The following is a 26,118-nucleotide window of genomic DNA, read 5'->3' as shown; positions in this document are numbered from 1 at the left end:
ACGGCCTCGTCGAGTTGATCGGAGCTCGCGACGGGAACGTGGGCAATCGCCTCGGTGGTCGCCGGGTTGTACACCGGGGCCGTGTCCTGTGCGGTCGCGGACTGCCCGTTGATCGTCATCGGGAATTCTGTCGGGAGAGCGAGGACAGGTGCTTCGGTAGACAACATTCATCTCCTTCAGGTGCGCAGATTCACCGGTTGTGAGGCTGCGTCGACGAGGTGCCACGCGAGTGGGCGTATACGCCCCGGTGCCGTCTCGCGAGCGGGACGAGGGGTCGGTATTTTTGCCTGCGAGGTGCGGTGGTGATCACAGTTCTACTGCCGGGGCGTGATGAGGTCGTCATCTTTGGGGGAGCAAACAAGGGCGTCGTTCTATCCGAGGAGGAGTAGCCGCTCGCCGGGAACGGGAGCATTGTGACTGGTAAATCGCTCGATTCTTCGACGATCCAGAAGCTGGTCACGCGCATGAAAACCTGTATCGAAGTCACCCCGGTCGATCTGTCCGCTGGTCCTCCCAGTCACCACACCGGCAGCACCGGCCTTCGCGAAACACCGCAGCGCGCGGCCACCGCGGCCGCGGGACGGAAAATCGCACCGCTCCCCCTTCAGGATGAACTGGCGATCGCCGGGTTCGGCAACGCTGAGGAGATCGGACGTGGTGGTTTCGGAGTGGTGTACCGCTGCCAGCAAGCAGCCCTGGAGCGGGCCGTGGCGGTCAAGGTCATGACCTCGCAGCTCGAGCCGACGAACCTCGGACGTTTCGTGCGCGAACAGCGCGCGATGGGTCGACTGTCCGGCCATCCGAACATCGTCAGCGTCTTCCAGTGCGGAAGCACCAGGTCCGGCTCGCCGTACCTGGTGATGCAGCTCCATCCCCGGGGGTCACTCGAACAGCGGATTCATCAACACGGACCGCTGAACTGGCACGATGCATTGCGCCTGGGAGTGCGTCTCGCCGGCGCCCTGGCCGCCGCGCACAGCGCCGGCATCCTTCATCGCGACGTCAAACCCGCAAACATCTTGCTCACCGATTACGGGGAACCTCAGCTCGCAGACTTCGGTATCGCCCACATCGTGGGTGGTTTCGAGACCGCCCAGAACGCCGTCACCGGCACGCTCGCGTTCACCGCCCCGGAGGTACTCCAAGGGGCACGCCCGACTCCCGCATCAGACGTCTATTCGCTCGCCTCGACAATGTTTTGCGCTATGACCGGCCACGCTGCATACGAGCGGCAGGCCGACGAACCGATCGTGTCGCAATTCCTGCGAATGACCACTCAGCCAATTCCTGACCTCCGAAACCTCGGAATTCCCAACAGTGTCTGCGCCGAGATTGAGCGTGCTATGTCAACGAAACCAGAAGACCGACCGTCCACAGCCGCAGAGTTCGGAAGCCGCCTTCGACGGGTTCAACGTCTCAACAAATGCCCGGTGGACGACATGGCCCTGAACATGGGCTCCGATACTCCCCCGGCCACCGAGCCAGCCCCGACCCTGACCGAAGCCGCCGACAACCCCACCCGCTCACCGGCTCTCACCGAAGTACCGCTCACTTCGGGATCCCACACGAGTCCCTCCCACAGTCCGCGAGGGAACCTGCCCGCGGAGCTGACCACGTTCATCGGACGCCGCCATGACCTGGCGACTACCAAGAAACTTCTCGCAGATTCGCGCCTTGTGACACTGATCGGAATCGGTGGAGTAGGAAAGACACGGCTCGCGACGAAAGTGGCCGCAGAATCACAACGCGCATTCGCAGACGGCGTGTGGCTGATCGAGCTCGGCGAGCTGACCGACGGAAACTTCCTCGTGGACACAGCCGCCGTCACGCTCGGGATCGCAGAACGACCCGCGCAAAACCGCCTGCACGGGCTCATCGAACACCTCCGATCGCGCCAATGCATGTTGGTGCTCGATAACTGTGAGCACCTCGTCGAAGCGACCGCCGCCTTTGCCGAGACCCTCCTCAAGTCCTGCCCCGATCTACGAATCCTGGCTACCAGTCGCGAACCACTGGGTATCGGTGGTGAAGCAATCCAGCGGGTACAACCGTTGGCCACTCCGGACGTGCGCCGAGCACGGTCAATGAGCACGATGAGCCAGTACGACGCCGTGACACTGTTTCTCGCCCGAGCCACCACCACACTGCCGGAATTTCACCTCACAGAAGTGAATTGGAAGCAGGTCGCCCACATCTGCAGACAACTCGATGGGCTGCCTCTCGCAATCGAGCTGGCCGCGGTCCGCCTCCGCGCGATCTCGGTCGACCAGATTCACACCAAACTCACCGACCGCTACAAACTGCTCTCACGAAGCCGGCGCGGCGCACCGACCCGCCAACAATCCCTGCGGCTGTGCATCGACTGGAGTCACGACCTCTGCACACCACAAGAACGCACGCTCTGGTCACGACTCTCGGTCTTCGCCGGCAGCTTCGAATTGGATGCAGTCGAAGCCATCTGTACCGATGGCGATGACGTCCAGAACGTCCTGGACATCATCGCGTCGTTGGTCGACAAGTCGATTCTGATCCGAGAAGGGGACGGACTCACGGTCCGCTACCGCATGCTCGAAACATTGCGCGAGTACGGCCGCGAGAAACTGAACGAAGCGGAAGACATCATCGCGCAGAGGCGCCGCCACAGCGATTGGTACCGGCAGATGGCACGTGAGGCGGAAGCCGACTGGGTCAGTGCGCGCCAGCTGAAGTGGCTCCTTCGATTGGATCGCGAGCAACCGAATCTCCGCGACGCATTGCAGTTCCGCATCACCCAGCGGGAGCCGGATGCGATCGGCTTCGCCGCCGCGCTGTATCCGTTTTGGTTCTCCCGCGGCCTTCTCAGCGAGGGACGCCGATGGCTCGACAGTGCACTGTCTACAGACGACGGCCAACACCAGGCAGACACAGTGAGGGCGCTGTGCGCTCAGAGCGTGCTCGCCGGCCGCCAGGGCGACCTCTCCGCTGGAGAGCAACTACTGTCCGCAGCCGGCATCGCAACCAACCACGTCGACGACGAAATCACACAGGCACATCTGCACCACGCCGAAGGTATGCATGCGCTGTACTCCGGCACCATACAAACTGCTGCAACATCTTTTGCCGCAGCCCTCACCGTCCTCCACAACCACCCCACACCGTTCCTGCGGATCTCCACACTCCAGGGACTCGGACTCGCCAGCGGACTCCTCGGTGATACCGAACAGGCAATCGCCCGCAATGAAGAGGCCCTCGCTCTCAGCGCCGACCTGGGAGAATCGGTCTACCGGGCCCGATCCTTCTGGGTTCTCGGCCTGCAGGTGTGGCAACTCGGCAACCCTGACCGAGCGACCGGGCTCCTCGGTCAGGGACTTCGGATGGCGCGGGTGGTCGACGACCCGCTCAGCGCTGCGTGGTGCTTGGAGGCGCTGGCATGGATCGCTGCAAAGACCGACCGAGCCGAACATGCCGCGCAGCTGATGGGCGCCGCCGAAGGACTCTGGGAGAGCGTCGGCAGCACACCAGTCCACATCCCCGGCCTCCACATTCATCACGACGAATGTTCACGCCGGGCACATAACACGCTGAGCAGCAAGCGCTTCGACGACGCCTTTCAAGCCGGCCGACACATGACGCTGGCGGAAGCCGTGGCGTTCGCACTTGACGAAGACACGCCGGGACCCCGGGAGTGCGCCGACTCGGACAACTGTCACCTGACCAAACGCGAGCAACAGGTCGCCGAGCTGGTAGCGGAAGGCCTGACCAACAAAGCGATCGCCACCCGGTTGGTCATCGCTAACCGCACGGCACAGGGACATGTGGAACACGTCCTCACCAAACTGGGCTTCACCTCACGTACCCAGATCGCAGCGTGGGTGGCGGAACGCAAAGCGCGAGGCCGCCTTGTGGCGTAGTCCTCATCCTCAAGTGAGAAAACATCGCACTTCAGTTATCTCTCAACGTAATGCGTCCGTATAGCGCGCCGTCCTATTGTCCTTTTCAACCGGTCCATGGGAGACCGCGGTTACTCACAGCTCGCGTTATCGATACTGTGTTAGCGAAATTGGGGCAACAATGACAAGCAAACTCGCGGAACGTCTTACTGGCTCGCGTGAGGACGACTTCCTTGTTCAGTTCTTCCGTCGTTGGTCCGCATTCGGCGGAGGACCCGAGGAAGACATTATGGTTACCTTCGGAATCTCCAAACAAGAGTATGAGGACCGCCTCTACGACCTCGCCTGCAGCAACCGCGTCCACAGGTTTCCCCCCGAAGTGAAAGAGCTGATCCTCACATTCTGCTCATCGCGGCCCCGTCATAGACATTACGGCGGGCCGCGGCATGCGGCGGACGTACCAATCACGTCATCTTTCCGAGAGTCGCCTAATCCGCGAGCAGTAACGTAGGCATCCCAGACGGATACCGGCGAAACGGGGTTAGACCTGCACAATCCCAGAAGAAGGTGCGGAAATGTTTTTTACAGCAGTCATCCCGCGCAAATCATGAGTGACGCGGACCCGAGCTCTGGACGACCACGATCTGCATGGGCGATGTACCAATTACCCCGTTGCGGAAATGGTCAACGGACTACCCGACGCAACAGGCTGAGCAATGCGCGACGCTACGTGACCGCGCAGGTCAGCTAGTTCCACTCATGGGACGACAATCGGAACGCGCCGGTCAGGGTTCCGTCATCGGTGAGAAAGGTCGTCGAAGTCGGTAGTGAGCCAGCGGTGGACGTCACCGCCCCAGCGCAATTTCCAGGCTCGGAACAGAAGATCGTATTCGGCGGGCCAACGATCCTCGGCCGAAATGGTCGCCGCCGAGGCTGGCCTCGAACGCACCGGTGTCGTCGTTGTAGGTGTGAACCCATTGCACGCCGAGGTCCACCTGCACGGTGGTGGTCAACGGCTGGTCGGTGACGTGGGTGCGGAACCAATGTCTGCGACGCGCGCGTTCGTTTTCGTCTGAGGTGCCTTCGCGTGCCGCCTTCTTCTCGGCGGACAGGAAGGGTCCGGTCCACTCGAAAAGGCAGTCGTCTTCTGAAATTGACATCGATCCGACGGTCCCGGCGTTCATTCGGAACTGGGGTCACTGGCCGGAGTCCGAGTGCATGCAGGCCGCGTGCACTCCTTGGTCGTAGTCGTCGACGTATACGCCGGTGCCGCGGCGGTAGGTCGAGTCGACCGACTTTCGGTCGTAGGCCATGAACACCACGTCCGGCCGTCTGTCGTTGAATTGCCGGAAACTGATGTAGTCCCACCCGTCGGGTGCGTACTCGTCGTTCCAGCGCAACGGGCGACCGCGACGAATCCGGCCTTGCTGTACAGGTCGGGGAGCACGGTGTCGAAGCAGTCGAGGCGTCGGCCGCCCTGTGCGACCGCTGTTTCCAACAGTGCACGCCCGGCTCGGGTGTGGCGGCAGTCGCGGTGCGCGTAGACGGAGACCACCTGCGCCAAGGAACCGTTTCGCCGCCCATAGCTGGCACCGCCGACAATGGCGGCGGTGCCGTGGTGAGCTCTCATCAGAGCGGCGGGCTGCGATCTTCGGGCTTGCGTGCTCGCGGATCCGGTCCCGATGCATCCGTACGGCACGCTCCTGGGTTTCGGCGTCGTACTTCTTCGGTGCACCGGCGAGCTCCGACCGGGATCCGGGAGCCCTGGCGGGCCGGGCACCACGGCTCACCATGTCGGGTGCACTCGGCACAATGATGAACATGACCGTTGCGCGATCCTCGCCCGATGCCGCACACCAGGCGGTGGTGGAGGGGGTGTTGGAGCGGATCACCTACGCCAACGAGGACACCGGCTACACCATCGCCCGCCTGGCCACCGAGCGGTCCGGCCCGGATCTGGTGACCGTGGTCGGGCCGCTGCTCGGCGCCCAGATCGGTGAGAGTTTGCGGCTGACCGGTCAGTGGGGCCACCACGCGAAGTACGGCAAGCAGTTTCAGGTGCGTTCCTACACCACCGTGCTGCCCGCCACCATCGCGGGCATTCGCCGTTACCTCGGCTCCGGGCTGATCAAGGGGATCGGGCCGATGATGGCCGAACGCATGGTCACCCACTTCGGTCTCGACATCCTGACCATCATCGAACACCAGCCGCAGCGGCTGATCGAGGTGCACGGGCTCGGCCCCAAACGCACCCAGAAGATCGCCGATGCGTGGGAGGAGCAGAAGGCGATCAAGGAGGTGATGGTGTTCCTGCAGGGGGTGGGGGTGTCCACCTCGCTGGCGGTACGGATCTACAAGAACTACGGCGACGGCGCCATCGGTGTCGTCCGCGCCGAGCCGTACCGGCTCGCCTCCGACGTGTGGGGCATCGGGTTCAAGACCGCCGACACCATCGCCCACGCGGTCGGGATACCGCACGAGAGCCCCGAACGGATCAAGGCCGGGCTGCAGTACACCCTGTCCCAAGCCGCCGACAACGGGCACTGCTACCTGCCCGAACCGAACCTGATCACCGAGGCCGCCAAGATCCTCGAGGTCGACCGAGACCTGATCGGCCCCTGCCTGGACCAGCTCGCCACAGACGACGGCGTGATCTGCGAACCGGTCCCTGCCGGTGACGGGAGCATCCCGGCGGTCTATCTGGTGCCCTTCCACCGCGCCGAGAGCTCCCTGGCCGGCGGACTGCTCGGCCTGCTCCACTCTCCGGCCGACAGGCTCGCCGCGTTCACTCGGGTCGACTGGGACACGGCGTTCACCTGGCTGCGGGGCCGGACCAGGCAGGACCTGGCCGACGAGCAGAAAGGCGCGGTCACACTCGCCCTCACCCGCAAGGTCGCGGTACTCACCGGCGGGCCCGGCTGCGGCAAAAGCTTCACCGTCCGCTCCATCGTCGAGCTGGCCACCGCGAAGAAAGCCAAGGTGGTGCTGGTGGCGCCGACCGGGCGGGCCGCCAAACGGCTGGCCGAGCTGACCGGCCACCAGGCCTGCACCGTCCACCGACTGCTCGAGCTGCAACCCGGCGGCGACCCGAAATACGACCGCGACAACCCCCTCGATGCCGACCTTGTCGTGGTGGACGAGTCGTCGATGATGGACGTCATCCTGGCCAACAAACTCATCAAAGCCATCCCGGACGGGGCTCACCTGCTGCTCGTCGGTGACGTCGACCAGCTCCCCTCCGTCGGTGCCGGAGAAGTACTGCGCGACCTGCTGGCCGCCGACACGATTCCGCGGGTGAGGTTGACGAAAATCTTCCGGCAGGCCCGGCAGTCCGGGATCGTGGTCAACGCCCACCGCATCAACGCCGCAACCAGCCCGCAACTCACCGGATTCGACGACTTCTTCTGGTTCACCTGCGAACCCGCGGAACAATCGGATCTGCACCCGGCCGAGGAGACCGCCAAGCTGGTGGTCGACATCGTCGCTCGCCGCATCCCCCACAAGTTCGGGCTCAACCCGCGCCAGGACGTGCAGGTCCTGACACCGATGCACCGCGGCCCCGCCGGTGCCGGCAACCTCAACGCGTTGTTGCAGCAAGCGCTCACCCCACCCAAGGACGGACAGCCCGAACGCCGCTACGGCGGCCGGGCGTTCCGGATCGGCGACAAGGTCACCCAGCTCCGCAACAACTACGACAAAGGCAAAGCCGGGGTGTTCAACGGCACCGTCGGCGTCGTCACCGCCATCACCACCGAGGACCAGACGCTGACCGTGCTCACCGACGAGGACGAATCCATCGACTACGACTTCTCCGAACTCGACGAACTCGCCCACGCCTACGCCGTCACCATCCACCGCTCCCAAGGCAGCGAATACCCCGCCGTCGTCATCCCCCTCACCACCTCGTCCTGGATGATGCTCCAACGCAACCTGCTCTACACCGGCGTCACCCGCGCCAAGAAACTCGTCGTCCTGGTCGGCTCCCGCAAAGCCCTGGCCGCGGCGGTCCGCACCCCGGGCGCGGGCCGCCGCCACACCGCCCTCACCCACCGACTCCAGACCAGATAACTGAGGTTCCGACTGGGGCGCTGGCAGGACCGGCAGCGGATAGCCCGCATGCTCGGCACCTTGCCGCCCACCGCATTGCCCAACTCGATGCGATCGGATTCGTGTGGAGTGACGACGACTGTCCCCTTCCCGCCGTATCATTCGCCGACTGCAAGCGGCGACGAATGCTCTCCGAGATTGCCGTCTACCGCGAAGAGCACGGTGACGCACTCGTTCCCGCGAACTACGTCAGCCGCCGACGGTGAACATCTCGGCCAGTGGCTCTACCGGGCGGTGAAGGAGTGGCGAGCCAACACCCTGCCCGACGACGAACGGCGCCCACTCGCCGCCCTGCGCGTCTCCCCCGGCCCACGCCCCTGCGGACCACGAACAGCAGCACAACCCGTCGGATAACCACCCCTACCGCCCTGCCCATCGGGGCTCGGACCGCTCTCCGGTGGACGGTGGTGGCGGACTCACATGTGGACCGCTATTTCGGCCGAAACATGCAGGGCCATCAGACCTTCCCTGGAGAGAACTCCTCGTCGGTGACGGCTGCCTCGAACGTCAGCTTCACCTCAGGCACGTCCTTCGCTGAGGCGAAAGCGGACAAGTACCGTGTCGAGAGGACCACGTCCTTCACCACCGACCTCCTCCCGGCGCTCGCTGTGGCCGGCTATGCCCTCATCCGCATACAGGCACACCGGGGAGCGCTAGCTACGCTAGTTATGCTAGCTAGCGACGACCGCGAAGCGGCCGGACGTTCAATCCCTAACGGAGGCACGGCACGGCAGCACCGTGCCTCCGTTGCCTGTGCTGCCGTGCCCAGGGTCACCAGATCTCGTGTCCTCGACCATCCGGTCCAACTCCCGCGCTCCGGGACGCCTGGCCCGTTACCGTCTGTCGGTATGGGGACCACCTTCCACGGGCCGAGTCCGTGGCCCCACATCACCCGCGCCATCCGCACACGGGGGCATGCTCTGCGGCGATCGGCTACCTCGGGCAGGACGCACCCGCCCTGCTTCCGCTGCACGCCGGGGACGTGCTGGTCGTCAACGCCTCCAAGGCCGCGGTCCGGGCGCATGCCACCTCCCCTCCCCTACCGCCCTCGCGTACTACGCGAACAAGGGTGTTCGGGTCCTGTCCTCCCCGACCCTGCACGCGAAGGCGATCCAGCCGAGCGGTGATCGGGTCGGCGAACGCGTCCGAGAACTCCGCCTTCGCCGACGACGCCGTCATCATCACCGACAACCCCGAGGTTGTTGTCTCGGTGCGGAAGTTCATCGACGGCATCGACGAGGTCGACGAGGTGTTCATCGGCAACGCCGCCCGGGAGTGGGTGATCGGCCGGGCGGTGCCGATCCCCGGCGTCAGCGGCAGAATCCACGACCCGGAAACGGAGTTTTTGCCTTTCCCAGTCACCCGGATGTTCGTCAAACATGCCGTCGACTACGAACCCTCCCCCACCGAACACCAGGGGCTTGCCGAGCACCGGGCGCGGCAGCGGACCACGGCTGGGCCGGTGGCGAAGTACCAGCTCGAATCGCTTCGCCTCGACAAACCCGCGGCCGTGAAACGCGGCGACGTGATCGTCTTCGTATCTGCCGACGACCAGTGGATTTACCCGCCCGCTGTGGTGGTGACCGACCCCATGAAGATTCCGCGGTCCGGTGGAGCGGTGCTGTTCTCCCTCCGTATTCGCGCCGACCTGTCCCCTCTTCCCCTCACCGATGCCGAGACGGCGCTCACCGACCTCGGGCATCCCGGGTCACTGCTGCGGACCGATCACTTCGTCCGCTCCCCCATACTCCGGACCGCGCTGCTGGCGTTGTGTGCCCTCGGAAAATCTGTGCGCACACCACAGGTTCCTGCCCGCGACGCATCGGACACCCGCGGGGACAGGCTCGGTGGACTTCGCTCCGGCGCAAGCGATGTAGAGCAGCAGCAGCGCGAGAGGACTCTCGGGCATGTGCTCTGTCATGACTGGTCTCGGTCGAGGATGTCGAGGGGGACGCGGTTGCGGTGGCTGATTTCCCACCGGCCGACTTCGAGGTCGTGAAGGAGGTCGCGGCATTGCTCGTCGGTGCTCACGTCCACGCTCTGCGCGACGACGTTGACAGGGCCGCGGATTCCGCCCCGCCAGTCGATGACCGTGTAGACGAACTCACCTTGGGTGGCGAAGTCGCGTGGGCGGGTGCAGACGACGAAGTGCTCCGAGGTTGCGCGGACGGTGTAGGGGCGGCGGGGTTCGAGACCGAAGCGGATCCGGTCACCGGCATCGAGTGGGATCGGGGTGGTGGGTGATCCCGTGGCGTTCATCAGTGTCACCGCGCACCCCCGTCCGCGGACGGTCCTCCGGGGAGCGCGGTGCGCTGATTGTCGGCGAGGGTGTCCCGGTCGATGTGGCTGCGGCGCAACCCCTCCGGCCGGTGCCCGAGATGGAAACCGACGTGACCGGCCTGGTGGCGGTGGGGGCAGGGGTAGATCGCCAGGCCGTGGCGTTTTTCGTGGTGGGTGCGGGCAGCGCGGGCGGCCCTGCGGGTGAAGTAGGTGCGTTTGCCGCCGCAGTGCGGGCAGGTCACCCAGCAGGATGTCGGGCGGTGTGTTCGAGGGGTCACTTTTCGGTGCTCCTATTCGACTGGCAGATATAGGTTCTCGGGCAGTACGTCAACGCCGGGGCGGTGACCTGAACTGCGGCGGTTCCTCCTCCGATCCAGGTCGGACCTCGCCACAGCAACCGCTCTGACCTGCCAGATCTCAGTTCCGGGTCGAAGGTGAAGTTCGGATGATGTGGGACGGGTGATGATGAAGCGCGCAGTGGTGGTCCTGCCGGGACGACGCTGTCGGTTCGTCAGGCGGCGCGGGTGATCTGCAGGTTCAGCCAGTCCGAGACCCACTGGATGGCGTTGCGGCCGGCGTTGTCGACGACCAGGTTCTGGTAGCTCTGGTGTGCACCGGAGGCGAAGAAGCTGGCCGCGTTCAGGCCCTCGCCGACTACCGCGGCGAGATCCTCGGCCCCCTGCGAGCGCGCCATCGTCGACACCGACCCGGCGAGTCCTGCGAGGTCGAGGGTCTGCGCCTGCGTGGTGATCGCGTTGCCCACGGGATTGGTCTGCTTGCCGAGCAGCGCGGGGTCGGTCTTGGCGGCTGTGCCGGTGAGCATGTTCGCGGCCACCGAGGCGAGTTCGAGGCCGAGTGGGATCAACGCCGTGGTCTGCGCGGCAGCACCGACCGGGTCGGGTAGTACCCCGGGCGGGGGAAAGAGCTTGTCCGCGGCGGCCCACGCAATTTCCTGGGCTTGGCCGGCGATGTTGGCCAGCTTGATCACGTCGACGTTGCCGAGGATGCTGGTGACCAGCGCCGCGATCTGGGTGTAGCCGGTCGGGTCCGGGATGATCGCGAGGATCTGGGAGACCCACTTCAAGTCGACACCGGCGGCCATCTTCACCAACGGTGATAATTGCACGTTAAGTTCCCGGGCGGCATCGCGGGCGCCGCGGACATCGCCGGCGGCAATTCTTTGCGGGAGCACGATCAGGTTGTTCAGGATCTTCGGAATATCGAGGGCAGTGACGCCGGTGACGACGTTCAGTGCCTGGTCGACGACGACTTTCGGTTTGAGGACCGACAGCACACTCGACGCGGAGGAGAGGGCATCTGCCGGGGTGGCGGCAACGGGTGCAATCTGGTCACCGAGTGATGCGGCTGTGCCCAAGAGTTGAGAGATTTCGGGAGCGGTGGCGGGCAGTGTGGTGGCGCCGTTATTAGAGAGTTTGGCGGCGGTGTTCGCGATCGTGGCCGCCGAGTCGAGTGCACCGGTCAGGTCCGCGTGGCTGGCTGTGGTGAGGACCTGTGCGGCCGCGTTTTCCGGTGTGCCCACCGGGGCTGCGGCCAAGTTGCTGGTGGCGGCGGTGTTCGCGGCCCCGGACTGCAACAGGTCGACCAGCGGGCTGAGCGTCTTGCTCAGCGAGATCGCAGTGTCGGCGACCTTTTGCACGTCGATCGAGCCGCCGGTGTCGGTGCCGGACAGTTGCTTTCCGAGCGCGTCGACATTCGATCCGAGACCGGGAAGGTCGGCGCCACTGAAATCCGAGGTCAGCGCGGTGACGACCGCCGCGGTACCACCACCGCCACCGGCACCGGCGCTGGTGTTGGTGTTGCCGTTGCTGGGGGCTTTCGACAGGATCGACCCGAGCGATCCGAGGAACGGGTTGGCGCCCTTGCGGATCGAGCAGTACAGGTCTTTCGGATCGCAGATCGACGCGACCCGCCCCGACAGCGTGCCCATGCCCTGCGACCGGGGACCGGCGATCCCCTCCCCGGAGGTCTTCGGCCCCACCGTCGCGGCGCCCTTCGTGCCGGCACCCGGGTCGGCGATCAGCGCCACACCGAGGACCTGGTCCGCATCGACCGGCCCTCGAGCGTTTCCGATCGCCGACGCGAGATCGCCTGCAGCGTCAGCCCCCTGGGAGTAGCCGGTGACCGTGATCTTCGCGCCCCGACACTTGTCGGCGTAGGACTTCACCACGGCGGTGGCCCTGCTGACCGCGTCGAGTTTGCTGTCGGCGTAGGTGTGGCCGTTGTCGAACGCGGACGCCATGTACGGCAGCGTGTATGTCTGTGCGCGGGCACCGTTCTGTGCCTCGATTGCAGCCGCGACCGGGGCCAGCATGCCCACCGGCCGGGTCGGGTCGGCGTGCTCGTTGGTCTCCCACGTTCCGGGGATGAACAGGTTGAATGTCGCCGCACAGTTGGTCGGGGCGGCGTCGGCGACCGCGGGTGCGGTAAGAGCGACGCCGACAACGACGGTCGCAGTGGCGATCAGTGCGACCGTGCGACGGGTTCTCGAACCTCTGGCGGGCATTGGCACCTCGAATTGCCGGAAGGGACAGACACTGATGCCTACATTCACCCATTTCGGTGTTTCCCCTCAACGGGGTGTCGGGGTGCCCCCGCTCCCTTTTAGGGCGCTGACCGGCGAGAATGGGCCGGAGTCAGGTGTTTTCACCTGCGATGGAACAAGGGCCACCCGACCCGTGCCGCGGCGGGCCGGTGGGGGTGGTCCCCAGCCGTCTTAGATCCAGTCGATGTGGACGGAGTCGATGTGGTCGAAGTGGAATCCGAACTGGTCGCTGTACTTGTCGAAACCCTTGTTCTCCGGGTAGTCGAGGGTGGCGTGCCGCTCCAGCAGTGCCACGACCCGGGCGTGATCGTCGTTGGCCAGTGCGGCGGCCAGTTCGCGGGACTCTTCGCTGGTGAAGGGGGTGTCGGAGTTCGCGAAATCCAGAGTGCGGACCCGGTAGTCGTATCCCTCGTCGGCTCCGTTGCGGACCATGACCCCGCCCCTGACGCGGATGACCGCCTTCTTCGGTGTCCCATCCGGACGCAGGACGCCGGCACGCTTCATGATGTCCTCGGCCTTGACGTTGCGGAGTTTCTTGCTGGCGTCCGCTCGCAACTCGTTCGTTTCCCCGGACCGGTACCGGGAGACGGCGGAGCGGGACCGGCCGATCTTGGCAGCCACCGCGTCGATGCCCCCGAGGCGTTCGATCGCCGCACGGCGTTGGGCTCGTTCGAGGACGTCCGGGTGTGGGATGCGGCCCTGTTGCGCCCATCGGCGCAGCGTGCGCGCGGATGGGGGTGTGCGGCCGGCATCGATGGCCGCCTGCCGCAGGCCCTCGTTGCCGAGTTCCTTCCGCAGCTGCTTGACCGAGACCTTGCTGGTCAGCCCCGCCAGTCCCCCGCTCTTGACCTGCTTGGATTTTTCGACACCGCTGGTCGCGGCGTTGGCGACGGAAACCTTGAGGCCGTCGAGACCGACCGCCTCCTGCGCGGGCTTCTTGGTGCGCGGCTTCGGAAGATGCAGGGCCATCAGAGCACTCCCTCCCCTTCGTCCTCGTCTTCGTCGGCGAAGGCCGCCTTGATCGCCAGATTCACCTCGTGCACGTCCTGGGCCGAAGCGAGGTCGGACAGGAGCGTGTCGGTGAGGAGTGTGTCCTTCTCCACCGACATCTTCCCCAAAGCGTCGCTCAGGTCGGCGATGTCCTCACCGCCTGAGAGGAGGTACACCCAGGAGTCGGTGACGGTGCGGACCGGCCAGCGGCCGTGCTCGCGGGCGATCCGCATCGCCACGCGGCGGCCGCGCCAGCGGCAGTGTGCGATGATCGACGCACGCCAGAGCGGTTGGTGGTGGTGTTGCATCTGCTTGGCAGTCCACATGTCCGGGTTGACCATTCGCCCGATGTAGCCCTTGTAGCAGGTGCCGAGGAACCGTTTCGTCGCGTCGTCGTCGGTGTCCACCGCGGCCTTGCGGGCCTCGCGCAGGATTTTTGCCCACTTGTCGAGGGCCCGGCCCTGTTGTGGGTAGACCCAGGCCTCGGTGATGTCGAGGTCGTCGAGGTCCGCGCCGATCCCTCCGTCCGCGACCGGTGAGCACAGTCCGTCGAGGCTGACCGTGGTCACCCAGGTCTGTACCGGTTGGTTGGTGAGCATGTGCGGGTGCGGCAACGGGAGTTTCTCGGGCAGCGACAAAGTTTGCCCCGGTGGCAGGGTGATCCGCCACAGCCCGAACGGGGCCCCCTTCTCCCCCACCGCCGCAGCGGCCGCCGCCCCGCCGGTCAGGTGCTGGGGTTGCCCGTAGCCGAATTCGAGCATGCCCGCGGAGGCGAGGTAGGCGGCGCGTTGATCGATCGACACCAACCGGCTCGCCCCGTCCACATCCTGCGCGTCCGGGACACGGGTCCAGCCGACAGCGGGTTCGAGATCTCCCCGCGGCGCGCCGTCCAGCGGTGGGACCGACCCGGGGGTGGTGACGACGATGCCTTTGCCGCTGCGGGTGCGTTCACGCTTGATCTTGTCGACGAGGGCGGCGCCGGTCCGCGCGGGCGTCGGCCCCGGGAGCACCCCCAGGTGCGTGGCGCACCAGGCCAACCGGCGACCGAGTTCCCGTGCTGCCGGGAGGTCGTCGTCCGGGAGATACGTTCCGGCCGTCGGTGAGCCGAGGATGCCCATGTCGCCGACCCGGTTGTGCCAACCGAAGTCCTTGTTCCAGTAGGTCCACACGTACGGTTCGATCACCACATCGACCATGGAGGTGAAGTTCCCGATCGAGCGGGACAGGTGCACCACGTGCCCGGGCTCGCCGCGCAGTTCCCACCCTGCATTCAGCATCGGTGTCAGGGTGGCGTGCAGGACGGCGGTCAGTTCCTGGGCGGCGCGGTTGCGGAGGGCTTCCATGTCGTCGACGTCGTCTTCACTGCCCGGATCAATAATCCACCCGAGCAGCTCGCACGCGGCCTGTCCGACGACCCAGATCTGCGCGGGGGCGCCCAACGGTGTCAGCGAGGCCCAGCGGATCAGCTTGTCCAGCTTCTCGACCGAGTCGACCGGACCGGTCAACTCCCGCCCGGAGGGTGTGTACGTCCCGGCGGCGGTCACGATCAACGCATGGCCATCGGCGTCTTCTCCGGCCGGCGGCGTCTCCCACACCGGCGGATCGGCCGCGTCGTTGCCCGCCTCTTCGTTGCCAGCCGTGTCGCTGCTAGCCGCGTCGTCGTCCTCTTCGTCGCCGTCCACCCCTTCGCTGTCTACCGCTTCGCTGTCCGTCTCGGGTGTCGGCGGGGTCGGGGTGTCGTCGGCTTCGGCGACGTCGCACTGCTCGGGCGATTCAGGGTGGGCGGCAACGGCTGACTTCGAGTCCGCCCGATCGGCTGCGACGCAGACATCAGCATCGACGGAGACAGCGTCATCATCGGTGAGGAGAACGTCATCGTCAGGGAGAAGGTCATCGGTGGACGAGGGAGATGCCGTCGCGGTCGCCTCGGGCAGTGCGAACAGGGGTATCTGTTCCCACGAACTGCTCATGACTCCTGCTCGGTGATCCGGCCGTCATGATCTGCCGGCGGGACGCGGTAGCGGTCGAGGAACTCCTGCAGGGCCACGTCCACGACGTTGGTCACCGTGGATTGGCGATCGTTCACGAGCCAGTTCAACCGGGCCTCCGTCGAGGCCAGGACGCGGGTATTGAGCGGAACCTTCGTCGGCCCCTTCCGCGGTTCCAACTTCGCCGTCAACTCCGCACCCGGCGCTCCCGCACCACCGAACTCTCCCGCACCGGAAGCGCGCTTCCCCGAGCCCGCAGCGGCTCGTCCGGCCCCGGTCGGGCGGCGGCGGGCGCCGCCTTCGGCATTTCCCACCTTCGCCATCCCCACCCACTCGTATTCCGCGTGCAGCCCGTGTATTTCCGCGGAGATCACATTACCTGCTACGTGCCTCATTGCTCGTATCTTCACGCGCACGTTAGCGCGCATGTTTGCGCGCACGTCGTGGTGCGACCGACCGCACTGAACGACCGATGATCGCACCACTGCGTAGGTGCGGCAGAGGTGCGGCCCCTTCCCGGCTGCACTCCACACACAGAGTGGGCGCGCGGGGCTCCTGGCCGAAGACGCGGATCCGGCTGGGCTCGTCATTCCACCAGCGTGATCGGCACCCCGGGCGTGATGAACAGGTGGTGTCGAATCGGATCTGGCTGATGCCGTAGGTGACGCCGCCCAAAGATGAGGCTGGCCACCATACCTCCTTCTAGTGACGGTGGATCGTTGCCAAAAGTCTCCCGCACACCTTCTCCTCCACGAGGACGGACACACCGTCGCGCCCCGCAGGGGTGTCGGCTGCGGGGCGGTGCTACCAGCGGTAGATGACGGACGGGTTCAGCTCGTCGCTGCCCCGAATCGCGACCGGAGTCGCGGGCGTAATCAGGAGGCGAATCGTGGAGTTCTGGCTGACGAAACCGACGAATCCGCCGTTGCCGTTGTCTGCGAAGAGGCCCCGGATGTCGTCCTCGAGACTGTGGGCGGCGGCCGCATCGGCGAGCGGATATCGGATTCCGTCGTAGATCGCTTCGTAACTCATGAGCCTTCTCCCGGTGTCGTGGTGCTTACAGCGTATGAGCGCCACCTTTAGCTTCTTTAGGGTTGGGTAGCGTTTCCGATCCCGCTCCAGCCCGCCGCGGGCGTGCACAGCGGGCGTGGACAGCATCGGCCTCCGACACTGAGCAGACATCCCCAGGACCATCGGCATTCGGGCCGGTCGGCGGTTACCGTCTGTCGGTATGGGGACCACCTTCCACGGGCCGAGTCCGTGGCCACACATCACCCGCGCCATCCGCACCCGAGGCGCCCGATACGCCGCGATCGGCTACCTCGGACAGGACGCACCCGCCCTGCTCCCGCTGCGCGCCGGGGACGTCCTTGTCGTCAACGCCTCCAAGGCCGCGATCCGGGCCCACGCCACCTCCCCCGCCGCCCTCGCGTACTACCTGAACAAGGGGGTACGGGTGCTGTCCTCGCCGACCCTGCACGCCAAGGTGATCGTCACCAACACCCGGGCGGTGATCGGGTCGGCGAACGCATCCGAAAACTCCACCCTCGCCGACGACGCCGTGGTCATCACCGACGACCCCGAAATCGTCGCCTCCGTGCGGAAGTTCATCGACGGCCTGGACGAGATCACCGAGGTCGATCAGGTGTTCCTGGACGACGCGATCCGGGAGTGGGAGATCGGCCGCGCGGTCCCACTGCCCGGGGTTACCGGCCGCGTTCGCACCGAGACAGATTTCCTGCCGACGCCGGTGACCCGAATGTTCGTCAAACACGCCGTCGACTACGAACCCACCCGCACCGAACAACAGGTCCTCGACGAGCAGCGGGGCCGGCACCACAGCCGCGGGGGTCCGGCGGCGAAGTACCAGCTCGAATCGCTTCGCCTCGACAGGCCCAGCGGTGTAAAGCGGGGCGACGTGATCGTCTTCGTCTCGGCCGATGACGAGTGGATTTACGCGCCGGCTGTCGTGGTGTCCGATCCGATGAAGATCCCGCGGTCCGGTGGAGCGGTTCTGTACTTCCTGCGCCTGCGCACCGGCCTGTCACCCCTCCCCCTCCCAAGCGCAGAGAAGGCGCTGACCGATCTCGGGCACCCCGGGTCACGGCTGCGGACCGACCACTACGTCCGCTCCCCAGGCCTCCGGTCCGCATTGCTGGGGTTGTGGGACCTCTGACCGCCAGAGAGCCTGTGTCAGCGTGAGAGTCAGCGCCGCAGAACCCGACGCACCCGACAGGTGAAACGCTAGACGGCGCTAGAAACCGCGACACTGCTGCGCGCCGCTCGAACGGTGCCGATGCGGTGCTGCCGGTCTGCCGGCATCACCCCGGGTAGTACCACCCTCCACATCTCGTCGACCCGTTGTTCGAGGTCGGCCCGGTGAGCCAACACTTGAGAGACGGTCTGTACGCCGGTGAACGCCCCAATCACGAACCGCGCGAACATCGGCGGATCAAGATCCGACCGCAGATCCCCCTCGGACACCGCACGGACCGCCAACTCCTGGCAGGCGGTGATCCAATCCAGATAGGGGCCGGCAGGGCCCCGATCCTCAGCGCTGAGCTCGAGGGTGATCCTGATCCCGGCCCGCACGATCGGGTCTTCCACGATCTGCCGGGCCATCTCATGACACAACATCACGATCTGTTCGAGCGCCGGCGCCGACTCACAGCCGATCGCCTCCACCGCGGAAATCGAGGTCCGATGCTGCTCGGCGATCACGAACCGGGCCAACTCCTCCTTGGAGGAGAAATGAAAGTACAACGCCCCCTTCGTCAACCCGGCCGCCGCGATGATTTCCCCGACGCTTGCCCCGTCGTATCCGGATCTGTCGAAGACCTCCGCTGCCCCGCGCACGATATGCGCTCGGGTTACCTGCGCGCGTGACTGTTGAGTCATGGGATGTCCTTCCTTGTCCCGATCGGGTGGACGCCGTTGAGCCGAACCGGACCAGGAATCTCGAAGACAATACCCAATCCACGGTTCTGTGCTGTTCACGCCGGTCCACTTCGTCCCACATCGAGGGGTCGGGCGGCATTCAAGGGCAGGGTTTGATCGAGGCGGTGGTGAGCAGTCTCGGCGAGATGTGGCGTCCACGCTGGTGTCTCGTACAACCCGAATTTCGTGTGTGCACCGGTGCCGACGTGCCCGGCGTATCCGCTGCCGCTGATGCCTCCGGTGACATTCTTCGGCGCCGTCAACCCTGCACCCGCCCCCCCGTTGATGGGCACCTCGTCTCTTGCCTTTACCTCGACACGGACCGGCGGCCGATCACGGTGCCCCGGTACCTGGTCGGGTGCCGGGGCACCGACTGCCCACGGTCGACACCGGCACCGACGCTCGTCCCGAGATCCGGGTCGCCATCGCCAGCTGACCCGCCCGACCCCGCGTCCGGATCGGTAGTCGACCGGGGGTTCGCCGCAGCATGCCGACCGGACAAATCATTAGCACTCCACCATCGAGAGTGCTAAATTTCTGCGTAACCGATGACACGGACCGGCGAGAAACCGCTGGGCCCCAACACAGTCGCGGTCCAGGTGCAGTTGCAATTACTGCTGCCCTGGTCGGGGCAGCGGCTGGAAGGTTGCCCTGGAACGATGGGGCACATCCGGCTTTCGTGGCATCGACGACCGGGCCACCCTAGACACTGGAGGAGGATCATGATCGCCGCTCGAATCCGATCAACTGTCACCGACGACGCGAGTCCCTCCGCGCGTGCACCGCGATCGCCGCGCGGGGGATCACGGTTGCCCTCCGTGTCGATCGCCCTGGGGGCGTTGTCCATCGCGTCGTTCTGGGTGTTCGGACTCGGGTTCGTCCTGGGCGTGAGCGCCGTGGTGTGCGGCGTGATCGCCGTATCCTGCTCCGGCGTTTCGGACGATGAGCCCGCCTCGCTGCGGGCGTTGCTCGGAGTCATCGCCGGAGTCGCGGGGATCACCGTGTCCGCGATCGCTCTTTTCCCGGTGCTGGAGTACCTGTGACCCGTGCGCCAGCCCGTACACCTCCCGTCCTCGACCTTCGGAAGGATCCGCACCACCCGTGACCGCCGTCCCCGGCCCGCATCTGCCCACCACACAGACCACCCTGGACACCGGGTGCGACGACGCCGCGCCGCCCGGCACGGCACTCCTCGAGTCCTGGGAAGCGGGCATCGCCGTGACCGTCGGCCTGGCGATGCTGACCACCCTCGTGTGCACCGTCCTCGGATCCGTCGCGCTGGCCCTCCTCGCGCTCGTCGCGGTCGCGGGCATTGCCGGCCTGATCACCGCCGCCCTCTGACACTGCCCGCATGCCCCGTCCGTATGCCCCGGGTGTATTCGTTCCGGTGGTGGCGGAGGGTCACCGAGCGTCGTGCGTTCGTCGTGCCTCGGTGGACCCGGTCTCAGGAAATTCACAGACACCGTCGGGCCGAGTGGTGCGACGATGAAGCATGGGCCGCCATCGTTGGCCGGCCCTCGCGCCGCCCACCACCGGAGGGGTCGCCGTGCACGCGGGCATGCCGATCGTGGCGGAGAAAGATCTCGTCCTCGAACTGTCGGCGGCGACCGCGTTCATGTCCGGGCTGCTGCTGCGGTTCGCGCTGTGCGTCACCGGCGTCCGCGCCGACTTCGTGCGCTATGAAACCCGGCCCCTGACCGACGCCCTCGACTGGTCGGCGCAGTGGTCCTATCTGGCCGTGCGCATCCTTGTCGACGACCTCGGCGGCGCCGCCGACCCGTTCCAGCCGACACCCGATTCCGGGCTGGAGGGATCCGGGCCGTACCGAACCACGCCGCAGTACTGGATCGGCACCTACCCGACCACCGGATCACTGACCGTCACCGCCAGTTGGCCCCAGGTCGGACTCCACCCCACCTCGTTCACCCTCACGCTCGGGCCCAGCCCCTTCCCCACCACCTTCGGGTCCGATGCCCATCGGTGATGGTGCGCGACTCTGCTCGACGAGCTGAAGGGTGAGCGGCTGTGGACGATTCCTGGTTGCCCGGAAGCTACCCGTGAACCGACCCGCACACGGACGTCTGACGCTCAGGCGATTCGGGTGATGCGGGTGGTCGCGCACATCGGGCACCAGGTGGTCTCGCCGACGACCCACCCGTTGATCCGGGCGAACGCCACCGCCGCGGATTGTCCGGCAATCGCGGCATCGAAGCGGTGCTCACACAGATCGCATCGCACCGCCCACCCATTGTGTCCACTGGATTGGATCACCTGCACAGTCATGCCACCCTCACGCTCGCGACGTCAGTTGCGATGCTAGCTAGCGTAGCGGAGTTAGCTATCCCCGCCTCGCGGTCGCGGTCGCGGCGTGTTCCGGCACACAATTCGTGACGTTGCCATTTCCGCGGCAAGCCATCTGGCCGCCGGCGAAAAAAATAGACAACCGTCCAGGCTCGGGAATTTACGTCACAGTGATGAAATTGCGCCCGCTCTCCCCCTGCTACCAGGGCCGCGTGAGATGTGTTCGCCAACTATCCAGCAACTGATCGGTACCCACCCATTCAAGGCGTCGATCCGCGCACTGGTACGCCCGCGGCCCCCTCGAACGACTCGAGCGGCCGCGATGGCGTTTGCCGAGATCGGGCTCAACCAGCTCGTGGCCTTAGGGCGTGCAGATAAATAACACGCAATACTGGCTAGATTGCGGCGTGTCGGCTTGCGTTGGCCGCGAATTCTCTTATGTCGGTTGCGGTGTCGAGTTTGATGCCTGTGGGTTCGGTTGTGTGGTCGACCAGGTCGAGTAGGGGGCGGGTCTGGTTGACGGCGTTGCGGATGGCGGTAGCGCTGAGTCCGGTCAGCTCGGCGAGGACGGTGGCGGGTGTGGAGAATCGCTGTTGTTGCAGGGTGAGGGCGGTGCGGTCGGCGAGGGTGAGCGCGGGTTTGCGTCCGTTGGTTCGGGTGGGGTTGGGGTGTTGTGCCCGATGGACAGGGGTGAGTTCGTCGATGAGTTGGGTCCATCGGGTCGGTGTCAGTCCGGTCAGTTCGGCGGCGTGTAGCCACTGCAGGTCGGGTCGCTGGGGTGGTGTGGCGGGTTCGCTGTGGGTGGTGGGCTCGGCGGGGAGGGAGTCGATGGGAGTGGGATGCAGTGTGTAGTTCCAGTCGCCGTGCCATTCGTGGCGAGTGATCGGGATGGCGGCCAGTTGCTGGTCGCTGATTTTGATGCCGATCGGATAGGTCCCGGTGTCGAGCTGCGCGTGTACGCGCAGTCCGGTGCGGGTGGTGGTCGCCGCGATCGTGTTGATGATGACGTCATGGCTGGTCAGGGATCTGCCACGCCAGTTCATGGAGATGTGGGAGAACAAGCGGTGCTCGATGGCGTTCCATTTGGAGGTGCCGGGCGGAAAGTGGCAGACCGTGATGGCCAGGCCGGTTTCGGCGGCGAGTGCGGAGAGTTCGGTTTTCCACGCCCTGGTGCGGGAACTGTTGGAGCCGCCGGAGTCCGCGGTGACCAACAGTCTCGTGGCGTCGGGGTAGTTCACGGCACCGACACCGCGCCACCAGCGGCGCAGCGATTCCACGGCGAAGGCGGCGGTGTCGTGGTCGGTGCCGACGTTGACCCAACCCGCGTTTTCGGACAAGTCGTAGATCCCGTAGGGCGCGACCTTGCCCAGCTCGCCGGGGAAGTCGTGGGTGTCGACCCGTTCCGGTTCACCCTTCGGCTGATATTCGGCACCGTTGTTCTTGTACGGTCCGACCAATGAGGTAGGCCGTCGGGCGTGGCGCCAGCGCAGCTGGACCCGACCCGACGACCCCCTCCCGAACCGGACGTGCTCGCTTTCCGAGCATCACGGCTCTCCAGTGACTACTGCGTGGGTGGCGCGGTTGACTACCCGTTGTGGATCGTGGTGTGGCAGTCGGCGCAGACCACGAGGGTTTTCCTGCGCCGTTTGGCCATGAGTTGGTTCCACACGGGTTGCGGTTGTCCCGGTCTGTGGAGCTCGGCCAGCGCGCGGACGTGGTGGACATCCACCGTGCCGGTTTGCTTGCACAGCTCGCAGCGTCCTGCCTGGAGCCGGGTCACCAGCTCTTTTCGGCGGACGGTGACCGGGCGCGGGATGCGATCGGTCAGGACCGCGTGTTTCTTGCGCCGCAGGGGAATCCCACCGAACCGTGCGATCAGTGGTTGACGGCCTTCGCGCTCGACGCGTGCTTCGAAGCACCTGCGTGGCCCCGACGGTGTGGCGATGGTGGTCTTGTAACGGTCCGCCATCGTGGTCACCGTCGAGTTGTGTTTGCAGGCCAGCGTTTTGAGCATGGAGGTCTTCATTACCCATTCCAGCCGGTTCAGTCGATAGACATCACCGGCCAGCAGGTAGTACTCCACCAATCCCCGGTACTGCGCACCATAGGTCCTGACGATCGTGTGGTCGTCCTCGTTGACCATCCGGTTGCGTCGCTCGGGTTTGCCGAGCTTCAGGAACGGGGCGCATTTGGCTTTGATCACATCACGGGGAACGCGCAGGCCGACAACGCCGTTGACGCTGCGGCCCTTGCCGCCGACCATGTGGTCGGCATGTTGGGTGATGATCTCGTAGCCGAGGAATCTGGCCGCGCCCGTTCGGGCGTGGGTGATCAAGGTCTTCTCGTGCGACAGTTCCAGCTCGAGTTCGTCACGCAGGAACGTCGCCAAACGGATCTTGATTTCCTCTGCTTCAGCCTTGGGTCCGGTGAACCCGAGGAGGTGGTCGTCGCAGTACCGCACGTAACGGAGCCGCCGGAACCCAGTATCTGTCGGGTCCTTGCTCGGCATTCCCCGCATCTGTTTGCGAAGCGCGCGGACCGCTGGGCGGTCCCCGCGCCGACGCAAACGTGCGAGCTGTTTGGCCGCCTCATAGTATTCAGGATTGGATACCCTGGCGTCACCTCGGGTATATTCAGGGATAAGGACTTTCTCGACGAAATTGTCCAGCTTGTGCAGATAAATATTGGACAGGATTGGGGATGCAACCCCACCCTGTGGTGCGCCACTCAACGTGGCGTGCCATATCCAATCTTCCAGGTATCCGGCTTGCAGCATGTTACGCAGCAACCGAAGGAAACGGCCGTCGTGAATTCTTTCCGCGAGCACGGATAACATGATTTCGTGATCGAGCGATCCGAAACAGTCGGCGATATCGCCTTCAATGAACCATGTGGTGCCGGTCCAGCGCTGCGTTACCTCCGACAGTGCGGTGTGACAGCCACGATTCGGCCGAAACCCATGTGACAGATCGGAGAACTGCGGCTCGTAGTACGCCTCCAAAAGCAGGCGGATTACTTCGCCGACGAGTTTGTCCGACCAGGACGGCAGCCCCAGCGGCCTTTTCTTCCCATTCTTTTTGGGGATGTAGGTGCGCCGGACGGGCTTGAACCGGTAGCGCTCGTGGCGCAACGCATCGATGATGCGCCCGATCTTGCCCAGAGACATGCCATCGACGGTCTCGCCGTCGGGTCCGGGCGTCATTGCCCCCTTGTTGGAGTACAGACGCCCGTAGGCGAGCAGATACCACTGCGGGTTGAACAGTTGACGATAGAGTCGTTCCAGCGGCAAGCCGCGCCTTCCGCGTTCACGCAGGACACCCAGCACCGTTTCGGCTTCACGCATCACGCGTACCTCCCGGCCCTCGGGCATCCGATCACCTGGCCCACTTGGCCCTGTGGACGGCTTTCCCGTCCTCCTCGGTGGGGCGTTACTCCCACGACTACTACTGGGCCTCTGTCGCCATAGGGCACATGGCGCGTGCCCGTTAGGCGATCCCACGTTCGTCCTTGCCATACGTCATAGAGCGATTTAGGTGCCCCGTTCATCCCCTTGAATTCCCTCATTGGGAATCGCTCCGCACCACGGAGGCTGTATCGGATAGGAGCTGACTCCGATACACGATGCGGCGCCGGTTTCAGGTACATTTCCGACGGACGAGAAGTTGCGTCTTCTGGGGATTGGGGTTCAAGCAGTTTCGCTTTCACCATGTCGCTCGGGTCCCGCAGCACCCCGTTCCTGATACCTGGACACGGTCGCTGCTTCAATTGCATGCTACGGTTCCCTTCTCCTTTCGGATCCAGGTAAGCCATCAGACCCAGGAATATTTCCTCCGAATTCCTCCCAGCTGAACTGGGAATATGACAAGGCGCTTCGTGGCGCACATTCCTTCTTCTTCGTATCGACGCTGACCACCGGCTGCCCACCACCCTGATGGTCTTTGACCTGCTCGTTGATGTAATTGAACTGGGCGTCGCGGTCGGGGCTCTGCTTGCCCTCCAGGCTTTTGGCGTTGGATTGCAAGCTGAAACCCTCCTGCCGCAGCAGGTCCCCGACGACATCCGCGCCGACTTTGTGTCCTTGACCGGTCAACGTGTCCGCGAGGTTGTACGTCGACTTCGCGGTCCACCGCAGCGGCGACATCGGATCGCCCCGCTGGTCCGGTTTCACCAACGCCAACAACGCCGGAACCAGGCCGGGGTCGACCTCGGCCGCTCGTTTGCGGCCACCACCAGCCCGGCGCACCCGCCCCAGCGGAGCCTGCCCGGACTCCAACTCCGTCACCCCCGCCGACACCGTCGCTTCCCGCACCCCCGCCGCCCGCGCCACGGCCCGACCCCCGCCGCGCCCCAACATCCGAGCCTCCGCGCCCAACACCAGCCGACGCTGCCGCTCATCCAAATGCGGCAACACCACCGCGAACTTCGCCGCCAGATCCTCCACAGTCACAACGAAATCGCCCATACCACAATATAGTCCGAAAACACTCAATGTTACGACTTGATTCTCTGCACGCCCTTAGTGTGCCGCGCCGACTGCGCTGACGTCCGAAACGACATTGGCCCGAGGGGCGATGTGGAACCGGATCTACTCGTCCACTTCGAGATCGAGTGGCTGGATGGGTGTGCCTGCGGCGGGCGTCAGCGTCACGAGGTACCCCCGAGGAGTCCGCGACTAGAGCTCGACAGATTTACGTTGCTGCATCGTGCGGGCGTGTTGTTGCTTCGCGGTGATGGCGGCCTCGACACGGCAGCGCAGGTTTTCATCGCTCAGGTGTGGATTGTCGAACCCGGCCACCACCGCCAGCTCTGTTCCGATACGGATGTGGGCAGTCTTATTGACCACCGACCCGTCGTCGCGGCGCGCCAGCTCGCGCCCAGTGGCGATGACCTGAGCCATGGCGTCAACGCGATTGGACGCTTCCCCCGCGCGCACCGATGTCCGCTGAGTCTCCAGATCCCAAAACGACACGAACCATTCCACAACCGCTCCCGCATCCACTCTTCTCAGCTTGTCGTTTAACCTCTGCCGTGGCGTGGGGCAGTTGGTGCTGGTGTTGTTCGGCGTGTCGCAGCGGCATGAGGC

The 26,118-nt window shown here is 65.3% G+C and carries 20 protein-coding genes and 4 pseudogenes; 8 read left to right on the top strand and 16 right to left on the bottom strand.

From position 1 onward, the window contains the following. The first annotated feature begins 413 nt into the window (after nucleotides 1-413). The gene (locus CJ179_RS50195; protein WP_257016461.1) at nucleotides 414-3,890 is read left to right on the top strand and encodes a protein kinase; all 3,477 of its coding nucleotides are present in this window, start codon (nucleotides 414-416) and stop codon (nucleotides 3,888-3,890) included. Between the two features lie 824 nt (nucleotides 3,891-4,714). Here the strand turns inward: CJ179_RS50195 and CJ179_RS50190 are convergent. Both CJ179_RS50190 and CJ179_RS50185 read right to left on the bottom strand, forming a co-directional pair. Then, nucleotides 4,715-5,029 (bottom strand): hypothetical protein, encoded by a 315-nt coding sequence (locus CJ179_RS50190; RefSeq protein WP_143549092.1) that lies wholly within the window; start codon nucleotides 5,027-5,029, stop codon nucleotides 4,715-4,717. Between the two features lie 36 nt (nucleotides 5,030-5,065). Further along, nucleotides 5,066-5,269, bottom strand: a complete 204-nt coding sequence (locus CJ179_RS50185) for a hypothetical protein (protein WP_095866501.1) — start codon at nucleotides 5,267-5,269, stop codon at nucleotides 5,066-5,068. Nucleotides 5,270-5,690: 421 nt separating this feature from the next. Between CJ179_RS50185 and CJ179_RS50180 the strand changes: the two genes are divergently transcribed. Then, nucleotides 5,691-7,937, top strand: coding sequence for an ATP-dependent RecD-like DNA helicase (locus CJ179_RS50180; RefSeq protein WP_095866505.1), 2,247 nt, complete (start codon nucleotides 5,691-5,693; stop codon nucleotides 7,935-7,937). A gap of 6 nt (nucleotides 7,938-7,943) precedes the next feature. Further along, nucleotides 7,944-8,330, top strand: a pseudogene (locus CJ179_RS53670) (helicase associated domain-containing protein); the annotation flags it as partial. 103 nt (nucleotides 8,331-8,433) lie between these two features. Here the strand turns inward: CJ179_RS53670 and CJ179_RS53665 are convergent. Beyond that, nucleotides 8,434-8,559: a hypothetical protein gene (locus CJ179_RS53665; protein WP_257016460.1), complete on the bottom strand. Its 126-nt coding sequence runs from the start codon at nucleotides 8,557-8,559 to the stop codon at nucleotides 8,434-8,436. A 265-nt stretch (nucleotides 8,560-8,824) separates the two neighbouring features. On the opposite strand from CJ179_RS53665, the pseudogene CJ179_RS50170 reads away from it, so the two are divergent. Beyond that, nucleotides 8,825-9,747 (top strand): annotated as a pseudogene (locus CJ179_RS50170) (phosphatidylserine/phosphatidylglycerophosphate/cardiolipin synthase family protein); the annotation flags it as partial. 146 nt (nucleotides 9,748-9,893) lie between these two features. On the opposite strand, the gene CJ179_RS50165 reads toward CJ179_RS50170, so the two are convergent. The 7 genes from CJ179_RS50165 to CJ179_RS50135 all read right to left on the bottom strand — a co-directional run bounded on the left by CJ179_RS50165 (nucleotide 9,894) and on the right by CJ179_RS50135 (nucleotide 16,829). Continuing rightward, a complete protein-coding gene (locus CJ179_RS50165) occupies nucleotides 9,894-10,235 on the bottom strand; it encodes a hypothetical protein (protein WP_257016458.1) in 342 nt (113 codons plus the stop codon). A gap of 5 nt (nucleotides 10,236-10,240) precedes the next feature. Beyond that, the gene (locus tag CJ179_RS50160) at nucleotides 10,241-10,534 is read right to left on the bottom strand and encodes a hypothetical protein (RefSeq protein ID WP_095866499.1); all 294 of its coding nucleotides are present in this window, start codon (nucleotides 10,532-10,534) and stop codon (nucleotides 10,241-10,243) included. Nucleotides 10,535-10,767: 233 nt separating this feature from the next. Beyond that, nucleotides 10,768-12,780 carry a cutinase family protein gene (locus CJ179_RS50155; RefSeq protein ID WP_095866498.1) on the bottom strand — a complete coding sequence of 671 codons (2,013 nt, stop codon included), beginning with the start codon at nucleotides 12,778-12,780 and terminating at the stop codon, nucleotides 10,768-10,770. A gap of 210 nt (nucleotides 12,781-12,990) precedes the next feature. Continuing rightward, a complete protein-coding gene (locus tag CJ179_RS50150; protein ID WP_095866497.1) occupies nucleotides 12,991-13,788 on the bottom strand; it encodes a hypothetical protein in 798 nt (265 codons plus the stop codon). Next, nucleotides 13,788-15,779 carry a hypothetical protein gene (locus CJ179_RS50145; RefSeq protein WP_095866496.1) on the bottom strand — a complete coding sequence of 664 codons (1,992 nt, stop codon included), beginning with the start codon at nucleotides 15,777-15,779 and terminating at the stop codon, nucleotides 13,788-13,790. Before CJ179_RS50145 ends, CJ179_RS50150 begins: the two co-directional genes overlap by 1 nt. Then, nucleotides 15,776-16,168: a hypothetical protein gene (locus tag CJ179_RS50140; RefSeq protein WP_095866504.1), complete on the bottom strand. Its 393-nt coding sequence runs from the start codon at nucleotides 16,166-16,168 to the stop codon at nucleotides 15,776-15,778. The genes CJ179_RS50145 and CJ179_RS50140 overlap by 4 nt, the downstream gene beginning before the upstream one ends. A 433-nt stretch (nucleotides 16,169-16,601) precedes the next feature. Continuing rightward, nucleotides 16,602-16,829, bottom strand: a complete 228-nt coding sequence (locus tag CJ179_RS50135; protein ID WP_095866495.1) for a hypothetical protein — start codon at nucleotides 16,827-16,829, stop codon at nucleotides 16,602-16,604. A gap of 199 nt (nucleotides 16,830-17,028) precedes the next feature. Here CJ179_RS50135 and CJ179_RS50130 point away from each other — a divergent pair, with 199 nt between their 5' ends. Further along, nucleotides 17,029-17,973 (top strand): phospholipase D family protein, encoded by a 945-nt coding sequence (locus CJ179_RS50130; protein ID WP_095866494.1) that lies wholly within the window; start codon nucleotides 17,029-17,031, stop codon nucleotides 17,971-17,973. A gap of 68 nt (nucleotides 17,974-18,041) precedes the next feature. On the opposite strand, the gene CJ179_RS50125 is transcribed toward CJ179_RS50130, so the two are convergent. Then, entirely contained in the window at nucleotides 18,042-18,695 is a 654-nt protein-coding gene (locus CJ179_RS50125; protein WP_095866493.1) for a ScbR family autoregulator-binding transcription factor, read from the bottom strand. A 761-nt stretch (nucleotides 18,696-19,456) separates the two neighbouring features. On the opposite strand from CJ179_RS50125, the gene CJ179_RS50120 reads away from it, so the two are divergent. The 3 genes from CJ179_RS50120 to CJ179_RS50110 all read left to right on the top strand — a co-directional run bounded on the left by CJ179_RS50120 (nucleotide 19,457) and on the right by CJ179_RS50110 (nucleotide 20,718). Beyond that, nucleotides 19,457-19,777: a hypothetical protein gene (locus CJ179_RS50120; protein WP_257016455.1), complete on the top strand. Its 321-nt coding sequence runs from the start codon at nucleotides 19,457-19,459 to the stop codon at nucleotides 19,775-19,777. Between the two features lie 58 nt (nucleotides 19,778-19,835). Then, nucleotides 19,836-20,075, top strand: coding sequence for a hypothetical protein (locus CJ179_RS50115; protein ID WP_095866492.1), 240 nt, complete (start codon nucleotides 19,836-19,838; stop codon nucleotides 20,073-20,075). Between the two features lie 151 nt (nucleotides 20,076-20,226). Continuing rightward, nucleotides 20,227-20,718: a hypothetical protein gene (locus CJ179_RS50110; RefSeq protein WP_095866491.1), complete on the top strand. Its 492-nt coding sequence runs from the start codon at nucleotides 20,227-20,229 to the stop codon at nucleotides 20,716-20,718. Nucleotides 20,719-20,822: 104 nt separating this feature from the next. Here CJ179_RS50110 and CJ179_RS50105 read toward each other — a convergent pair whose 3' ends face one another. The 5 genes and pseudogenes from CJ179_RS50105 to CJ179_RS50085 form a co-directional block, all read right to left on the bottom strand. After that, nucleotides 20,823-21,017, bottom strand: a complete 195-nt coding sequence (locus tag CJ179_RS50105; protein ID WP_095866490.1) for a hypothetical protein — start codon at nucleotides 21,015-21,017, stop codon at nucleotides 20,823-20,825. An 854-nt stretch (nucleotides 21,018-21,871) separates the two neighbouring features. Then, nucleotides 21,872-22,492, bottom strand: a pseudogene (locus CJ179_RS54375) (ISAzo13 family transposase); the annotation flags it as partial. A gap of 128 nt (nucleotides 22,493-22,620) precedes the next feature. Beyond that, entirely contained in the window at nucleotides 22,621-24,378 is a 1,758-nt protein-coding gene (locus CJ179_RS50095; RefSeq protein ID WP_095866489.1) for a reverse transcriptase/maturase family protein, read from the bottom strand. Nucleotides 24,379-24,918: 540 nt separating this feature from the next. Continuing rightward, nucleotides 24,919-25,497, bottom strand: a pseudogene (locus CJ179_RS50090) (ISAzo13 family transposase); the annotation flags it as partial. A 210-nt stretch (nucleotides 25,498-25,707) separates the two neighbouring features. Further along, on the bottom strand, nucleotides 25,708-26,043 hold the full coding sequence (locus CJ179_RS50085) for a hypothetical protein (protein WP_257016462.1): 336 nt from the start codon (nucleotides 26,041-26,043) through the stop codon (nucleotides 25,708-25,710). Nucleotides 26,044-26,118 lie beyond the last annotated feature (75 nt).

The sequence above is a fragment of the Rhodococcus sp. ACS1 genome (genome assembly GCF_002300155.1).
Taxonomy (GTDB): domain Bacteria; phylum Actinomycetota; class Actinomycetes; order Mycobacteriales; family Mycobacteriaceae; genus Rhodococcus_F; species Rhodococcus_F koreensis.
The sequence above is the reverse complement of the archived record's forward strand: the minus strand, read 5'-3'. Positions and strand labels throughout refer to the sequence as shown.

What these genes read in the sequence shown, in the direction of transcription:
- CJ179_RS50190 (WP_143549092.1), bottom strand. Translation starts at nt 5,029, where the DNA reads ATGTCAATTTCAGAAGACGACTGCCTTTTCGAGTGGACCGGACCCTTC.
- CJ179_RS50180 (WP_095866505.1), top strand. Translation starts at nt 5,691, where the DNA reads ATGACCGTTGCGCGATCCTCGCCCGATGCCGCACACCAGGCGGTGGTG.
- CJ179_RS50165 (WP_257016458.1), bottom strand. Translation starts at nt 10,235, where the DNA reads ATGAACGCCACGGGATCACCCACCACCCCGATCCCACTCGATGCCGGT.
- CJ179_RS50155 (WP_095866498.1), bottom strand. Translation starts at nt 12,780, where the DNA reads ATGCCCGCCAGAGGTTCGAGAACCCGTCGCACGGTCGCACTGATCGCC.
- CJ179_RS50150 (WP_095866497.1), bottom strand. Translation starts at nt 13,788, where the DNA reads ATGGCCCTGCATCTTCCGAAGCCGCGCACCAAGAAGCCCGCGCAGGAG.
- CJ179_RS50145 (WP_095866496.1), bottom strand. Translation starts at nt 15,779, where the DNA reads ATGAGCAGTTCGTGGGAACAGATACCCCTGTTCGCACTGCCCGAGGCG.
- CJ179_RS50135 (WP_095866495.1), bottom strand. Translation starts at nt 16,829, where the DNA reads ATGAGTTACGAAGCGATCTACGACGGAATCCGATATCCGCTCGCCGAT.
- CJ179_RS50130 (WP_095866494.1), top strand. Translation starts at nt 17,029, where the DNA reads ATGGGGACCACCTTCCACGGGCCGAGTCCGTGGCCACACATCACCCGC.
- CJ179_RS50125 (WP_095866493.1), bottom strand. Translation starts at nt 18,695, where the DNA reads ATGACTCAACAGTCACGCGCGCAGGTAACCCGAGCGCATATCGTGCGC.
- CJ179_RS50120 (WP_257016455.1), top strand. Translation starts at nt 19,457, where the DNA reads ATGATCGCCGCTCGAATCCGATCAACTGTCACCGACGACGCGAGTCCC.
- CJ179_RS50110 (WP_095866491.1), top strand. Translation starts at nt 20,227, where the DNA reads ATGGGCCGCCATCGTTGGCCGGCCCTCGCGCCGCCCACCACCGGAGGG.
- CJ179_RS50105 (WP_095866490.1), bottom strand. Translation starts at nt 21,017, where the DNA reads ATGACTGTGCAGGTGATCCAATCCAGTGGACACAATGGGTGGGCGGTG.
- CJ179_RS50095 (WP_095866489.1), bottom strand. Translation starts at nt 24,378, where the DNA reads ATGCGTGAAGCCGAAACGGTGCTGGGTGTCCTGCGTGAACGCGGAAGG.